Genomic DNA, 13,737 nt, shown 5'->3' with positions numbered 1-13,737 from the left:
ATGTTTGCAAGCATCGGTGCGTCGGCGTACTGAGCGGCGGGCGCTCGCGCCGCTCACTGGTGGTTTACCCCTTGTTGCGCAACGCGTCGAGCGCGGCGGCGTCGAGCCACTGCCAGGCGCCCGGAGCCAGGCCGGCGGGCAGGGGAAAGCCGCCGATGCGCTCGCGGTGGAGCGCCTCGACCCGGTTGCCGGCCGCCGCCACCATCCGTTTGACCTGGTGATACTTGCCTTCGAGCACGGTCAGTTCCAGCTCGTGGTCCGCACGTGCGTTTGCGGCGACGGCGGCGCTCGGTTCGCGCTCGCCGTGGAGCAGCACGCCGTCACGCAGTGCGTTCAGCTGGGTTTCATCGAGCGGATGGCGCGTCGTGGCCACGTAGACCTTCGGCACCTTGCGCCTGGGCGACGTGAAGGCGTGGACGAACTGTCCATCGTCGGAAAGCAGCAAGAGGCCGGTCGTATCCTGATCGAGGCGGCCGACGCATTGCACATTACGCTCGGCGAACTGCGGCGGCAGCAGATGAAACACGCTCAGGTGATGCTGCGGATCGCGCGAGCACTCGTAGCCCGCGGGCTTGTTGAGCGCAATGTACGCGCGCTCGTGAAACGGCCACGGCGTGCCGTCCACGCTGAAGACGAGGTTCGCCGTCTCGAACGTGGCGAGCGGGTTGGTGCACGGCTCGCCCGCGACGGCGACCCGCGCGTCGGCGATGAGCGCGCGGCATTGGCGGCGTGAGCCGAAACCCTGGGTGAAGAGAATGCTTTCGAGATTCATGACGGACGGCGAACAGCGTAGAGCCGGGTATTTTATCCGTGGCGACGTGTTCCGCGCCCCGCGCCCTCCAGGCCCGCCGTGCCGACGCACTGCGCGCGGCTTGACGGCGTATTTCGGGCGGATGGCGTAACGTAGCGCGAGGTATCGGCGGGTCCGGGCGGGTTGCAGGACCTGGACGCCTGCAGACCTGCTCCCCAATTTTCTTCTCGCGCAGCGCCCGGGCTCGGTGCGCGCGCTGCGCCATACGGCTCACGTGGAGAACACCATGGCGAAGACAATAGCGGATCATTTGGCGAAAACGCTCGAGGCAGTCGGTGTCGAGCGCATCTGGGGCGTGACGGGCGACAGCCTGAACGGGTTGTCGGCGAGCCTGCGCAAGCTCGGCACGATCCGCTGGATGCATACGCGCCACGAGGAAGTCGCCGCCTTTGCGGCGGGCGCCGAAGCCGCGGCGACGGGCCGGCTCGCGGTGTGCGCGGGCAGTTGCGGGCCAGGCAACCTGCATCTCATCAACGGTCTCTACGACTGCCATCGCAACCGTTCGCCGGTGCTCGCTATCGCGGCGCACATTCCGTCGACGGAAATCGGCCTCGGCTATTTCCAGGAGACGCACCCGACCGAACTCTTCCGCGAGTGCAGCCATTACGTGGAACTGGTGACGAACGCATCGCAGTTCCCGCGTGTGCTCGATACCGCGCTGCGCACGGCGATCGACCAGAAGGGCGTCGCCGTCATCGTGCTGCCTGGCGACGTGGCGCTTCTGGAAGCGTCTGACGAGGAGCCGGCATGGGCCCAGGCGGCGCGTCCGGCGACCTTGCCTTCGTCGGCGGATATCGACCGGCTCGCCGTGCTGCTGAACCGTTCCGAGGCGGTGACGCTCCTGTGCGGAAGCGGCTGCAAGGGCGCGCATGACGAAGTGGTGGCCTTCGCTGACGCGCTAGGCGCACCGACGGTGCATGCGCTGCGCGGCAAGCAATACGTTGAATGGGACAACCCGTTCGATGTGGGGATGACCGGGCTGATCGGCTTCAGCTCGGGCTACCACGCGATGATGTCGTGCGACACGCTCGTCATGCTCGGCACCGACTTCCCGTATCGCAACTTCTATCCGCAGCACGCGAACATCGTGCAGATCGACCGCGACGCGGCCGCGCTCGGCAAGCGCGCGCCGCTCGCGCTCGGACTCATCGGCGACGTGCGCGAAACGCTGCGCGCGCTCACGCCGAAGCTCACGCGCAAGACCGACCGGCGCTTCATCGAACGTGCGCGCGAGCACTACGCGAACGCGCGCAAAGGACTCGACGAACTCGCGCGCCCGGCAGCCGCGGGCAAGCCGCTGCATCCGCAGTATGTGGTGTCGCGAGTCGACGCGCTCGCCGAGGACGATGCGATCTTCGCAGTCGACGTGGGCACGCCCACGCTCTGGGCCGCGCGCTACCTGACGATGAACGGCCGGCGCCGCCTGCACGGCTCGTTCAACCACGGCTCGATGGCGAACGCCATGCCGCAGGCGCTCGGCGCGCAGGCTGCGCACGCCGGGCGCCAGGTGGTCTCGCTCTCCGGCGACGGCGGCCTTTCGATGCTGCTCGGCGACATTCTCACGGCACGCCAGCTTGATTTGCCGATCAAGATCGTTGTCCTGAATAATAGCTCGCTTGGTTTTGTCGCAATGGAGATGAAGGCCGGCGGCTACGTGGAGACGGGCACCGATCTGGCGGCGACCAACTTCGCGGATATCGCGCAAGGTGCGGGCCTCTTCAGCGTGCGCGTGGAGACGTCCGAAGCCCTCGATGAGGCGTTGCGCGCGGCGTTCTCGCACGCAGGGCCCGCGCTCGTCGACGTAGTGACGACGAAGCACGAACTGGCCATGCCGCCGAAGCTGCAGTGGGCGCACGCGAAGGGGTTCAGCCTCTACATGCTGCGCGCGGTGTTGAGCGGGCGCGGGGACGAAGTGGTGGAGCTGGCGCAGACGAATTTGCGCTGAGGCTCGTGCGGCGGACCTGCGTCAGTCAGTGATCGAGACGCAGGTGCTGTCCTCGGGGTTGGTGCGAAATTCATCGACCCGGCCAGCGCGCACGTCGAGCAGCAACCGGTCCAGCACTTCGAGCCTGGCGGATCTGTCGTCGCCTGATTTGATCAGCGTCGCTGCGGGGCGTCCGGAAAGGGACTCGTGGGCCTCGATGAGGATGCGTATGGCTTCCTCTCGTGACATGAATATGCGGTCCATCGTGCTCTCCCGGTTTGCTATCTCAATAACATCGATAACGATAGCAGCGGGGTGCGGCGAGGCACGCGACATCCGCAGGAGGCTTGATCTTCGTCCAAAGAAGGGCATGCCGGATTCAAGCTCACAACAAAAAACCCGCGAAGCCATGAGCTTTCGCGGGTTTCAGGATTCCGACCGAAGTTGCTAAAACTTGCCGGAAAGTATTCTGGTGCCTCGGGCCGGAATCGAACCGGCACTCCTTTCGGAACCGGATTTTGAGTCCGGCGCGTCTACCAATTTCACCACCGAGGCGTGTGCTTGCTTGTTTCAAGCACCGAGCGCAAAAATGCGAGCGCTCGAAGTAGCCGGAGATTATGACGCAAATCGCCCTCGCAGGCAACCACACGGCGGCAGCGAGCCCTCAAATCGTCCGCGAGAACCGTTCGGGCTGCTGTGCGCCAAGGTAGCGGTCGAACACCATCGCGATATTGCGCACCAGCATGCGCCCAGCGGGCAGCACCTCGAGCCGGTCGGCGCCGCGCGCGACGAGCCCGTCGCGTTCAAATTCGCGCAGCCGTTCGAGTTCGGCCGCGAAGGTTGCCGGAAAACGCACGCCGTAGGCAGCCTCGAACTCGTCGTAACGCAGTTCGAGATTGCACATGAGTTCCGTGATGATGTCGCGGCGCAGTCGGTCGTCGGCGGTGAGGCGCACGCCTTTCACGGTCGCGAGCTTGCCCGCGCCAATGGCCGCGCCGTAGCCGATCAGGTCCTTCGCGTTCTGCGCGTAGACGTCGCCTACCTTGCCGATCGCCGAAGCGCCAAAGCCGATCAGGTCGCAGTCGGCGCGCGTGCTGTAACCCTGGAAATTGCGGTGCAGCGTGCGTTGCGCCTGGGCGCGCGCAAGTTCGTCGGTGGGCAGCGCGAAATGATCCATGCCGATGTACACGTAGCCCGCCTCGGTGAGCTGCTCGATCACGAGCCTCAATAGCGCCATGCGCTCCGCGGGCGTGGGCAAGGTGGCTTCGTCCATCTGACGCTGCATCTTGAACAAGTGCGGCATGTGCGCGTAGCCGAACACCGAGATGCGATCGGGCGCGAGCAGCAGCATCGTCTCGAGCGTGCGGCCGAATGTTTTGACGTTCTGGTGCGGCAAGCCGTAGATCAGATCGACGCTGATCGATTCGAAGCCGTTTGCGCGCGCGGCGTTCATGACGTCGACGGTCAGCTCGAGCGGCTGGATGCGGTTGACCGCCTTCTGCACAACCGGATCGAAGTCCTGAACGCCCAGGCTCAGCCGGTTGAAGCCGAGCGAACGCAGATGCGCGATGGTTTGCGCCGTGGCTTCGCGCGGGTCGATCTCGATCGAGTATTCGCCGGTGTCGTCGGGCTGCAGCGCGAAGTGTTCGTGCGTAGCGGCCATGAGTGCGCTCATTTCGTCCAGCGAGAGAAACGTGGGCGTGCCGCCGCCCCAATGCAGTTGCGAAACGGGGCGCTTCGTGTCGAAGAGGGCGGCCTGCAGTTCCAGTTCGCGGATCATCTGCGCGAGATAGGGCTTCGCGCGGCCGCGGTTCTTCGTGATGACCTTGTTGCAGCCGCAATAGAAGCAGACGGTGTCGCAGAACGGAACGTGGAAGTAAAGCGAGAGATCGGTTTCGCTCGCACCCGGATCGGCAGCGGCGCGGCGGTAGTCGGCGGGATCGAAGTCGTCACGGAACTGCAGGGCGGTGGGGTAAGACGTGTAGCGCGGGCCGTTGGCGCCGTATTTGGCAAGAAGGTCGGGGCGAAAGAGCAGGTCTGCGTCGCTCATGCAAAGCTCACTTGGAAGGGCGGCGCACGGGTGGGCAGCGCCCGGCGCCGCGGAGCGCCGCGCACAGGTGGCCTGTCCCTTGTCCTACAGCGCCAGATGGACAAAGTGTACGAGCGGGTAGGAGGAAGCGATTGTGTAAAAAGGTCGCATGCGGGCGATGGCACAATGCGTCTGGTCCGTCGCCGCGCGCGGTGTCGCAATCCCCGCCGCGCCTCGGACACAATTTGTCAAAGTTCCAGGAAGCCGAAGTGAATACCGTTTTTCCCGCCGATGTCTCAGCGCATGCGTGTCGTCCCGGTTGTGGCGCGTGCTGCATCGCGCCGTCCATTACGAGCCCGATTCCGGGCATGCCCGCAGGCAAGCCGGCCGGCGTGCGTTGCGTTCAACTCGGAGAGGACCTGCGCTGCATGATCTTCGGTTCGCCGTTGCGCCCGGCATGCTGCTCGGGGCTGCAGCCGCAGCCCGAGATGTGCGGGGCATCGCGCGAGGAGGCCATCGTCTGGCTCACGCGTCTCGAGGCGCAAACCCAACCGCAATCGCAGACGCCAGCCGTGCGCTGAATCAGGCGCAAACTGCGTCGCCCGGCCGTTATGCGCCAGAATGACGGCGCGTCAAACCCGGCTAACCAAGGAGATTTCGCATGGTCCACACCGCAACGCGCGTTTCCCGGCGCGCCTTCCTGTTCACAGCCTGCGCTGCGGCGGGTACGGCGATGTCGCTCGGCGCGTGTGCGACGGGGATTTTCCCGTTCATTCCCGATCACTACACGTTTTCGCAGCAGCAGGTGCAGGACGCGGTGCAGCGCAAGTTTCCTTATCACCGCTCGATGCAGCAGATTCTCGACGTCTCGCTCACGAACCCTGTCGTGACGCTGCAACCCGATCGCAATCGCGTGGCCGTGCGGCTCGACGCGCACCTCGAAAGCCCGTTGATGCAGCAGCCCGTGAGCGGCGCATTCACGGTGTCGAGCGAACTCGCCTATGACAGCGCGAGCCGCGCGGTGGTGCTGCGCTCGCCTTCGGTCGATGGCGTCGACATGGCAGGCAACGCCGCCGCCTACGCGCCGCAGGTGAGTGCGGTCGCCGCGCTCGTCGCCACCCAGTTGCTCAACAACTATCCGGTTTACACCTTCAAGCCCGACCAGCTCCAATTTGCCGGAGTCAACTACGAACCCGGTACAATCACCATCCTTACAAACGGCATACGCGTGCAGATCGTCGAGAAGTGAGCAGATGAAACGCCAGTGCACGCGGCGTTGTCGGTCGCGTGGCGTGGTGCGCACCGCGACCGACGCATAAGAACGAGGGATAAAAGGAATGGACTGGATTTTGACCTGCAAGGCCTTGATTCTCGGCATCGTCGAGGGGCTGACGGAATTTCTGCCCGTTTCGAGTACGGGGCACCTGATCGTCGTCGGGAGCTTGCTCAATTTCGACGGCGACTATGCAAAGACTTTCTACGTGGTCATTCAGTTTGGCGCGATCCTGGCCGTGTGCTGGGAGTTCCGGCGCAAGATCGGCGAGGTCGTTGTAGGGTTGCCCTCGCGGTCCGATGCGCGGCGCTTCACGCTCAACGTGATCGTCGCCACCATTCCGGCAGTCGTGCTCGGTCTGATGTTCGAGAAGGCGATCAAGGCGGTTCTCTTCGCGCCGGTGCCGGTAGCCTTCGCGCTCGTTGGCGGCGGCCTCGTCATCCTGTGGGTAGAAAATCGCCTGCGCGGTCCGAAGGGAGTGCCGGTCGCTGCGCAACGCAGCGCGCGCGTGAACTCGATCGACGAGATCACGCCGCTCGACGCGTTCAAGGTGGGTTGCGCGCAGTGCTTCGCGCTGATTCCGGGCATGTCGCGCTCGGGCTCGACCATCATCGGCGCAATGTTGTTCGGCCTCGAGCGTCGCGTCGCAACTGAGTTCTCGTTCTTCCTTGCGATTCCCGTGATCTTCGGCGCGACCGTTTATGAGCTGTACAAGAGCTGGCACGAGCTTTCCGCGGACTGGCTCGGGCTCTTCGGCGTCGGCTTCGTCGCCGCGTTCGTGAGCGCGTTCGCATGCGTGCGCTGGCTGCTGCGCTTCGTCGCGTCGCACGACTTCACCGCCTTCGCCTGGTATCGGATTGCTTTCGGTCTTGTGATCCTGCTGTTCGGCTATGGCGGCGGCCTCGGCTGGGATGACTAAAAACACGACGGGCGCCGCGTAACATCACGGCGCCCGTTTTTCTGCGTGCTTCTCAGTCTCTGTTTCAGTCCGCGCGGCGGCGGAACACGAGATCCCACACGCCGTGACCGAGCCGCAAACCGCGGCGCTCGAACTTCGTCACCGGGCGGTAGTCGGGGCGCGGCGCGTAGTCGGCGGCCGTATTCTCGAGCGCGGGTTCCGCGTTGAGTACTTCGAGCATCTGTTCGGCGTAGTTCTGCCAGTCGGTTGCGCAATGCAGGTACGCGCCCGGCTTCATGCGCGAGACGAGGTGCGCGACGAACTTCGGCTGAATCAGGCGGCGCTTGTGGTGGCGCGCCTTGTGCCACGGATCGGGGAAGAAGATGTGCACGCCGTCGAGGCTCGCCGGCGCGATCATGTGTTCGAGCACTTCTACGGCGTCGTGCTGGATGATGCGAATGTTCTCCAGATTCTGCTCGCCGATCAGCTTCAGTAGCGCTCCCACACCGGGTTCATGGACCTCGACGCCAAGGAAGTCGTCTTCGCGGCGCAATGCCGCGATTTCCGCCGTGCTCGCGCCCATCCCGAAACCGATCTCCAGGATGCGCGGCGCGTGCCGTTCAAACACGGCGTCCCAGTCGGCGGCTTGCGGCGCGTAGGGCACGACGAAGCGCGGGCCGAGTTCGTCGAGCGCGCGACGCTGGCCGGTGGAGACGCGGCCTGCGCGGGTCACGAAGCTGCGGATGCGGCGGTGGTGCAGCGCGTCGCTGGCGGACGCCTCGGATTGCGCGTTCGTGTCGGAGGCGGCGTCTTGTGCGTCTGACGGCTTGCAGTCGGGACGGGCGGCGTCGTTGGGATCGTGATTCATCTTCGCGGGTAGGTGTGAGAGCGGCGGACTTCGCGGCTGTCGATAATCGGGGCAGGCTGTGCCTTCGGCTCGGTGCCGGCCCTTGGTGCCGGCCAATTCGCGGGCTATCCGGGCCGCATATTGCCGTGCGCGAGGCGGGCCGGCGTGGCCGGACGCCTTGTGGGCCGCTTTGCGTTCGCTGGAATCGGCGGTGACCTTCGGCCCGGCAGGGCGGGCGCGGCGCGCTCGAAGCTCAGCGGCTCCGAAGCCGTCGCGCATTATATATCAGCGCACTCGCACGGCTCTGGCGGCCGAGGCGCGGCCGCTGCTCCTCGCTGTGACGCTCAATCGGCTGAAACGACGACCTGCGTGCGCGTGGGTTCGTTCAACTCGAATGCGTTCACACGCCCGGCGCGTACGTCGAACATGAGGCGCGTGAGGTCGGCGGCCGCGGCGCGCAGGCGCTCGGCTTCGGCGGATGGGCGCTCGTCGGCGTCGGCGAGAAGGGCTTTGCGCGAGCGGACAATCAGGGCGATCGCGCTCGGCCGGGACATGAAAAATTGATCCATCGGTGGGCTGGTGCGCCTGAGGGCGCGCAGCGAGTCGTTATGCGGCAGTGGTGCGAAATGCTTGTCGGCAGACCTGCTCGCGGCGCGTGCGGGATGACCCGAGGAGCGCCAGTGTGCATTGTGCAACGGAGGAATTCAGGTCGTGCCCGGCATGTGCCGGTCGGGCGGGCAGGGCGTCCCGGGAGGGGCGCTATTCGAAAGCCCAAGCCTCGAAGAGAGGTCGGCAAGCCGACGTGGAGCGGGCGATGGGAATCGAACCCACGTCATCAGCTTGGGAAGCTGAGGTAATGGCCATTATACGACGCCCGCAGAGCGCGTCATTTTACGCGGTCTTGGCCGTTTTGCGCAATGACGCGGTCAAACGACGCGGCGCGCCGAGCGCGCCGCCGGGTGCACTAGAGCGTGCGCGGATAGCTCCTCTGGTGCGAGTCAGATGCCAAACAGCGTGAGCGAAACAGCTGCGCGCGTGACCACCATCAGCAGCACCTGCACGATCACGAAGAGCAGAATCGGCGAAAGATCGAGGCCACCCAGGTTCGGCAGGATACGGCGCAGCGGGTTGAGGAACGGCGCCGTCAGTTGGAATAGCACCGGCATCGCCGCCGAGCGCGGATTGAGCCACGAGAGCAGCGCCATCAGGATCGTCAGCCAGATCAGCAGGTTGAGCGCCCATTTCACCAGCGTGAGCACGGCAACGATGAGCAGCGTCGGCAAAAGACCCAATGGGTCCACGCCCGCGATCCATACCATCAGCAGCACGTAGGCAATGGCCGCGATCAGCGCGGCGACCACGCTTGCCCAGTCGATGCCGCGCACGCCGGGGATCACGTGCCGCAGCGGCAGCACCAGCCAGTTGGTGACCTGCTGGATCGCGTGGGTCACGGGGTTGTACGGCGGCACACGCACGTACTGGAGCCAGGCGCGCAGCAGCAGGGCGGCGCCAAACAGCGTGAAGACCGTATTGAGCAGAAAGCGGGCGATATCGCCGAACATCGGTATTGTTTCCTTCTTATGTTGGGTGGCGGCGCGTCTGGCGTGTGGCGGCCGATGAAAGGTCTAGTCAAGATCCGCTCGTCCCAGTCGTCCGAGCGGAGCACGTCAGACGGACACCTTGACCTCGCTGATCAGAATGGTGCCATTTCCGCCGTCGGTGTAGTTGGGAATGTCGTCGAGGAGTGTGTCGGCATTCGGCTGAAACACCGCGTAGAACGCATCCATCGTCTCGAACAGAAAGTGGCCAGCCGCGACGTACGGCGGCGGCGTGCCCGGCGGCCCCGCATTGATGCCGATGTCGACCGACCAGCCCTTGAGCGATTCGCCAAAGAGCTTCGCCGCGAGCGGCATGTGGTGCGTGCAGTAATACTCGGAATCGAAACGCCCGTTCTCGCGATACGGATAGAGGATGCTGACCTTGATCATTGTGCGTTCTCGTCGGTGAGTCCGATGGGCGCGCGTTGCGTGCCGTAGCGATGCGCGCGCCGTCGCCACATTAACACGGCTTACGCCTCGCCAGTATCCGTGGGCGATGCTGCTTCGCGGGCCTGGCGCGCGGCAGCCGCCGCTATTTCTGGCGTGCGCGCCGCGCAAAATGGCTGCACTCGCCGCAGGCTTTTCCGCGAACGGCTACAGTGTTTCCGATAGGCCGCGTCGGACAGGCGCCCATGAGCCGAGTGTTGCGCCGTAGCCGCGCGGCGCGCGTATGTTCGCTTTCGTACCGATCGGGCGCCGACAGTACGACTACAAATGACACTGACGGGCGCGATGTCGTGTCCGGTAGCCTGGCGCGGCACGATTTCTGCTGGTGTCTGGCGGGCGCATCTGTGTGCAGCGCCCAAACCCAGCACGGGGAAGCAGCGACGAACAGAGCGCTGCGAATATACGGCGCTCGTGACGCTATCTCGCAACACTGCCAATTTTGTCGCGGAATCTGAGCACAATACTTTTCATCGTTTCGGTTTCGCTGTTGCAGTCGTGCAATTGGGTTTGTTCCTGTCGGTAGTCCGATTCGGGGAGTTCACCATGAGCATCTTCGCTTACCGAAAGCATCTGCGGTTTCTCACGCCCTTTCAGCGCCGCCGCTGGTGGGATCAGAAGAAGCGCCTGACTCCGCGCGTTCGCATCAGCGGCGCCTATGTGCCACCGAACGTCACGCGCGAGTTCACCTACGTGAAGGTCGGATAGCGGAGAGTGTGTTCCAGGGCGGCGGTTTGTGCGCCGCCGGCTGGTCGGATGAGATGCCCGGTTCCAGGACCGGGCATCGTCGTTTACAGCCTCGCCGCGCGCCCGCGGCTGTGGTTCGAACGTAGCCCGGCCAACCAATTTGTAATCAAACATTACCGGGAGGTTTGCCTCCCGATGCCCTCGCGCCGGTAACAATGACAGCGCCCTGGTTTTTGTAACGAATGGCGTCGTGACCGCGCGCATGTGCGGCGATTTTTCGCGACAGCCGCACCCGCCTGGCTTGACGCGCAATTAAGCGCCCCCCAAATAGCATTGCAATTCGAAACAAATGGCTACCAATAACGGCCGCCGTTTTCGATACATTGAATGTGTGGGCAGTGCCCGTTACATGCGCGTCGCCGCTGGCGGCCGCCAGGAGAAGAGAAGTGAAAAAGACCGTATCGTTCATCGTTGCCGCCGCGCTGGGTGTGGGGTTCGTCAGCGCGGCCCAGGCGCACGTCTCGGTGGGTATCGGCATTGGCATTCCGGTTGCCCCGGCTTATCCCGTCTATGCTGCGCCGGTCTACGCACCGCCCCCGCCCGTGGTCTATGCGCCGCCGCCGGTGGTGTACGCGCCGCCGCCTGCCGTCGTCGTTGGCGGCTACTACGGCAATCCGTACTGGCATCACGGGTACTACCGCGGCGGCTATTACGGCCGCGGGTACTACGGCCACGGCTATGGCCACGGCTACTACCGTCATTGAGCGTGACGGGCGGCGCACGCCGCCCGGCCGCAAGTTTCACGAACGGCGCAACGCCGGCTCACGCCGCGTTGCGCTGTTTGTTTTTGGCGTCCGCTTTCACCGCCCGCACGGCACCGCGCGCTAGCTCGCTGCGCGCCTGACGCGTATTACGTCGCGCCCGCGCCCTGCAGGATCAGGTCGCGATAGCCGTGCACGATCACGCTGTACGAGAAATACGCGAACAGCAGCGCAGATAGCACGTGGCAGGCGCGCAGCAGGCCGGTGCCGGCACGTTTGCGGCCGTGACTGGCCAGTCCGCAAAGAAACAAGGTCCAGCCGAGGCCGCCCGCGAAAAAGCCCAGCAGAAAGAGCGAGGCCGCGCTGGCGCTCGTCGCCCCCGACTTTGCGATGAGCGCGCCGCCGACAGCGGCAAACCAGAGAATTGCACTCGGCGACGAGAGCGCGAGAACCACGCCGCGCCCGAAGCTGCGCCATGGGTTGGGCAGCGGCGCAGCATTGTCGGCTTCGCCTTCCACGGGCGGCGCCGACGCCGGATTGAGCGCTTCGCGTGCCATCTTCCACGTGAGCATGAGCAGAAGGGCGGAGCCGCCGATCCACACGATCCACCGCACGGCCGAAAACTGCAGCAGCGCGGCCATGCCCGCAAGCGCGAGCGCGGCATAGATAAGGTCGCCGAAACACGAGCCGAGCCCAAGCCAGAAGCCCGGGCGGAAGCCGTGCGTGAGCGTGAGCGAGATGATGGCGACGTTGACGAGACCGATGTCGAGGCAAAGCGAAAGCGACAGGAAAAAGCCGTCGGAAAGCAGGGAAATGTGAGACATGAAAACGATTTCTTGTTGGTATGGGACTGCGTGCCGCATACGCCCGCATGCGAGAAAGCGGGCGTCGCGGTTCAAACGTGCTTCAAACGCCGATGCACAGATACTTCAGTTCGACATATTCGTCGATGCCGTACTTCGAACCCTCGCGCCCGAGACCTGATTGCTTCACACCGCCAAACGGCGCGACCTCGTTCGAAATGAGGCCGGTGTTGACCCCGACCATGCCGTACTCGAGCGCTTCCGCGACGCGCCAGACACGACCGATATCGCGGCTGTAGAAGTAGGAGGCGAGGCCGAAGTCGGTGTCGTTGGCGAGGCCGATGACTTCGGCTTCGTCGCTGAAGCGCAACACCGCCGCGACCGGGCCGAAGGTTTCCTCTCGCGCGATCAGCATGTCGCGCGTGACGTCGGCGAGCACGGTGGGCTCGACGTAGCGCCCCGCGCTGACCTTGCCTCCCGCCACGAGCCTCGCGCCCTGGGCCGTTGCATCGCTGATGTGCTGCGCGACCTTGGCGACGGCCGCGTCGTCGATCAGCGGCCCCTGGCTCACGCCATCCTCGAAGCCGTTGCCCACCTTGATCTTGCGTGAGGCGGCGGCGAGTTTCTCGACGAAGGCGTCATACACCTTGTCGTGCACATAGAAGCGGTTCGTGCAGACGCAGGTTTGGCCCGCGTTGCGGTACTTCGAGATCATCGCGCCTTCCACGGCGGCGTCGAGATCGGCGTCGTCGAACACGATGAAGGGGGCGTGGCCGCCGAGTTCTAGCGCGATTTTCTTGACCGTCGGCGCGCACTGCTCCATGAGGATGCGGCCAACGGGCGTCGATCCGGTGAACGAGAGATGGCGCACGATATCGCTTTCGCACAGCGCCTTGCCGATCTCGATGGAGTTCGCCGAGTCGGCGGTGACCACGTTGAACACGCCCTTGGGCACGCCCGCGCGCTGCGCCAGCTCGGCGAGCGCGAGTGCGCAAAGCGGCGTTTGCTCGGCGGGCTTCACGACGATCGTGCAACCCGCGGCTAAGGCTGGCGCGACCTTGCGCGTGATCATCGCGATCGGGAAATTCCACGGGGTGATCGAGGCGCACACGCCGATGGGTTGCTTGAGCACGACGAGCTTGCGGTCGCTGGCGGGGCTCGCGAGCACATCGCCGTTCACACGCTTGGCCTCTTCGGCAAACCACTCAAGGAACGACGCGCCGTATATCACTTCGCCGCGCGCTTCGGCGAGCGGCTTGCCTTGCTCGGCGGTCATGATCGCGGCGAGGTCGTCGGCGTGCTCGATCACGAGGTCGAACCAGCGCCGCAGCACCGCCGCGCGTTCCTTGCCCGTTTTTGCGCGCCACGCCGGCAGCGCGGCATTCGCGGCGCCGATGGCGCGATGCGCTTCATCGGCGCCGAAGTCCGGCACGCTCGCGATCTCGGTGTTGTCGGCGGGGTCGAGCACGGCGAACGTGGCCGCACCTCCGCTCCATTCGCCGTCGATGTACGCGCGGGTCTTGAAGAGGGCGGGATCGTTCAGTTGCGTCAGGCGCTCCGATGCGGGCAAGCTCATCTTCGAGTCTCCTCAGGTTCACTGGCGCCGCGGCTCATGCCGTGCACGAGGCGTGACGCGGTAAGCGCGGCGTCGCGAAAAGGCGT

The 13,737-nt window shown here is 65.0% G+C and carries 16 protein-coding genes and 2 tRNA genes; 6 read left to right on the top strand and 12 right to left on the bottom strand.

Features of this window, described 5'->3' with window-relative positions:
- Positions 1-64: 64 nt before the first annotated feature.
- Positions 65-772, bottom strand: a complete 708-nt coding sequence (locus tag L0U83_RS10765; protein ID WP_233882546.1) for a pseudouridine synthase — start codon at positions 770-772, stop codon at positions 65-67.
- 265 nt (positions 773-1,037) lie between these two features.
- On the opposite strand from L0U83_RS10765, the gene poxB reads away from it, so the two are divergent.
- Positions 1,038-2,756 carry a ubiquinone-dependent pyruvate dehydrogenase gene (gene poxB / locus L0U83_RS10760; RefSeq protein ID WP_233882545.1) on the top strand — a complete coding sequence of 573 codons (1,719 nt, stop codon included), beginning with the start codon at positions 1,038-1,040 and terminating at the stop codon, positions 2,754-2,756.
- Between the two features lie 21 nt (positions 2,757-2,777).
- Here the strand turns inward: poxB and L0U83_RS10755 are convergent, their stop codons facing one another.
- From L0U83_RS10755 to hemN, 3 genes are all read right to left on the bottom strand, one after another.
- Positions 2,778-2,999: a hypothetical protein gene (locus L0U83_RS10755; protein WP_233882543.1), complete on the bottom strand. Its 222-nt coding sequence runs from the start codon at positions 2,997-2,999 to the stop codon at positions 2,778-2,780.
- A 206-nt stretch (positions 3,000-3,205) separates the two neighbouring features.
- Positions 3,206-3,290 (bottom strand) — tRNA-Leu (locus L0U83_RS10750).
- 109 nt (positions 3,291-3,399) lie between these two features.
- Entirely contained in the window at positions 3,400-4,785 is a 1,386-nt protein-coding gene (hemN, locus tag L0U83_RS10745) for an oxygen-independent coproporphyrinogen III oxidase (RefSeq protein ID WP_233882541.1), read from the bottom strand.
- 248 nt (positions 4,786-5,033) lie between these two features.
- Between hemN and L0U83_RS10740 the strand changes: the two genes are divergently transcribed.
- The 3 genes from L0U83_RS10740 to L0U83_RS10730 all read left to right on the top strand — a co-directional run bounded on the left by L0U83_RS10740 (position 5,034) and on the right by L0U83_RS10730 (position 6,956).
- Entirely contained in the window at positions 5,034-5,345 is a 312-nt protein-coding gene (locus tag L0U83_RS10740) for a YkgJ family cysteine cluster protein (RefSeq protein WP_233882531.1), read from the top strand.
- 80 nt (positions 5,346-5,425) lie between these two features.
- Entirely contained in the window at positions 5,426-6,013 is a 588-nt protein-coding gene (locus L0U83_RS10735) for a DUF1439 domain-containing protein (RefSeq protein ID WP_233882529.1), read from the top strand.
- Positions 6,014-6,101: 88 nt separating this feature from the next.
- Entirely contained in the window at positions 6,102-6,956 is an 855-nt protein-coding gene (locus tag L0U83_RS10730; protein WP_233882526.1) for an undecaprenyl-diphosphate phosphatase, read from the top strand.
- A 64-nt stretch (positions 6,957-7,020) separates the two neighbouring features.
- Here L0U83_RS10730 and trmB read toward each other — a convergent pair whose 3' ends face one another.
- The 5 genes from trmB to L0U83_RS10705 form a co-directional block, all read right to left on the bottom strand.
- Positions 7,021-7,803: a tRNA (guanosine(46)-N7)-methyltransferase TrmB gene (trmB, locus tag L0U83_RS10725; RefSeq protein WP_233882524.1), complete on the bottom strand. Its 783-nt coding sequence runs from the start codon at positions 7,801-7,803 to the stop codon at positions 7,021-7,023.
- A gap of 323 nt (positions 7,804-8,126) precedes the next feature.
- A complete protein-coding gene (locus L0U83_RS10720; protein ID WP_233882518.1) occupies positions 8,127-8,351 on the bottom strand; it encodes a hypothetical protein in 225 nt (74 codons plus the stop codon).
- A gap of 234 nt (positions 8,352-8,585) precedes the next feature.
- A tRNA-Gly gene (locus L0U83_RS10715) sits at positions 8,586-8,660 on the bottom strand.
- Positions 8,661-8,780: 120 nt separating this feature from the next.
- The gene (locus L0U83_RS10710) at positions 8,781-9,344 is read right to left on the bottom strand and encodes a YggT family protein (protein WP_028205241.1); all 564 of its coding nucleotides are present in this window, start codon (positions 9,342-9,344) and stop codon (positions 8,781-8,783) included.
- Between the two features lie 105 nt (positions 9,345-9,449).
- On the bottom strand, positions 9,450-9,770 hold the full coding sequence (locus tag L0U83_RS10705; protein ID WP_233882516.1) for an EthD family reductase: 321 nt from the start codon (positions 9,768-9,770) through the stop codon (positions 9,450-9,452).
- Between the two features lie 324 nt (positions 9,771-10,094).
- Here L0U83_RS10705 and L0U83_RS10700 point away from each other — a divergent pair, with 324 nt between their 5' ends.
- Positions 10,095-10,532, top strand: a complete 438-nt coding sequence (locus tag L0U83_RS10700) for a hypothetical protein (RefSeq protein ID WP_233883947.1) — start codon at positions 10,095-10,097, stop codon at positions 10,530-10,532.
- Positions 10,533-10,677: 145 nt separating this feature from the next.
- Here L0U83_RS10700 and L0U83_RS10695 read toward each other — a convergent pair whose 3' ends face one another.
- The gene (locus tag L0U83_RS10695) at positions 10,678-10,980 is read right to left on the bottom strand and encodes a hypothetical protein (RefSeq protein ID WP_233882514.1); all 303 of its coding nucleotides are present in this window, start codon (positions 10,978-10,980) and stop codon (positions 10,678-10,680) included.
- Here L0U83_RS10695 and L0U83_RS10690 point away from each other — a divergent pair.
- Complete coding sequence (locus L0U83_RS10690) at positions 10,958-11,275, top strand: hypothetical protein (protein ID WP_233882512.1); 318 nt, start codon at positions 10,958-10,960, stop codon at positions 11,273-11,275. The genes L0U83_RS10695 and L0U83_RS10690 overlap by 23 nt on opposite strands.
- Before the next feature lie 146 nt (positions 11,276-11,421).
- Here L0U83_RS10690 and L0U83_RS10685 read toward each other — a convergent pair whose 3' ends face one another.
- Positions 11,422-12,096, bottom strand: coding sequence for a LysE family translocator (locus L0U83_RS10685; protein ID WP_233882510.1), 675 nt, complete (start codon positions 12,094-12,096; stop codon positions 11,422-11,424).
- Between the two features lie 82 nt (positions 12,097-12,178).
- Positions 12,179-13,651 (bottom strand): NAD-dependent succinate-semialdehyde dehydrogenase, encoded by a 1,473-nt coding sequence (locus tag L0U83_RS10680; RefSeq protein ID WP_233882508.1) that lies wholly within the window; start codon positions 13,649-13,651, stop codon positions 12,179-12,181.
- Between the last annotated feature and the right edge of the window lie 86 nt (positions 13,652-13,737).

It is taken from the genome of Paraburkholderia flagellata (genome assembly GCF_021390645.1).
Taxonomy (GTDB): Bacteria; Pseudomonadota; Gammaproteobacteria; order Burkholderiales; family Burkholderiaceae; genus Paraburkholderia; species Paraburkholderia flagellata.
Note: the sequence above shows the minus strand (reverse complement) of the source record. Positions and strands in the feature narration are given on the sequence as shown.

Excerpts from the sequence above, each read along its gene's own strand:
- L0U83_RS10700 (WP_233883947.1), top strand. The coding sequence starts at position 10,095 with ATGACACTGACGGGCGCGATGTCGTGTCCGGTAGCCTGGCGCGGCACG.
- L0U83_RS10680 (WP_233882508.1), bottom strand. The coding sequence starts at position 13,651 with ATGAGCTTGCCCGCATCGGAGCGCCTGACGCAACTGAACGATCCCGCC.
- L0U83_RS10730 (WP_233882526.1), top strand. The coding sequence starts at position 6,102 with ATGGACTGGATTTTGACCTGCAAGGCCTTGATTCTCGGCATCGTCGAG.
- L0U83_RS10765 (WP_233882546.1), bottom strand. The coding sequence starts at position 772 with ATGAATCTCGAAAGCATTCTCTTCACCCAGGGTTTCGGCTCACGCCGC.
- poxB (WP_233882545.1), top strand. The coding sequence starts at position 1,038 with ATGGCGAAGACAATAGCGGATCATTTGGCGAAAACGCTCGAGGCAGTC.
- L0U83_RS10755 (WP_233882543.1), bottom strand. The coding sequence starts at position 2,999 with ATGGACCGCATATTCATGTCACGAGAGGAAGCCATACGCATCCTCATC.
- trmB (WP_233882524.1), bottom strand. The coding sequence starts at position 7,803 with ATGAATCACGATCCCAACGACGCCGCCCGTCCCGACTGCAAGCCGTCA.
- L0U83_RS10710 (WP_028205241.1), bottom strand. The coding sequence starts at position 9,344 with ATGTTCGGCGATATCGCCCGCTTTCTGCTCAATACGGTCTTCACGCTG.
- L0U83_RS10720 (WP_233882518.1), bottom strand. The coding sequence starts at position 8,351 with ATGGATCAATTTTTCATGTCCCGGCCGAGCGCGATCGCCCTGATTGTC.
- L0U83_RS10685 (WP_233882510.1), bottom strand. The coding sequence starts at position 12,096 with ATGTCTCACATTTCCCTGCTTTCCGACGGCTTTTTCCTGTCGCTTTCG.
- L0U83_RS10695 (WP_233882514.1), bottom strand. The coding sequence starts at position 10,980 with ATGAACGATACGGTCTTTTTCACTTCTCTTCTCCTGGCGGCCGCCAGC.
- L0U83_RS10735 (WP_233882529.1), top strand. The coding sequence starts at position 5,426 with ATGGTCCACACCGCAACGCGCGTTTCCCGGCGCGCCTTCCTGTTCACA.
- hemN (WP_233882541.1), bottom strand. The coding sequence starts at position 4,785 with ATGAGCGACGCAGACCTGCTCTTTCGCCCCGACCTTCTTGCCAAATAC.
- L0U83_RS10705 (WP_233882516.1), bottom strand. The coding sequence starts at position 9,770 with ATGATCAAGGTCAGCATCCTCTATCCGTATCGCGAGAACGGGCGTTTC.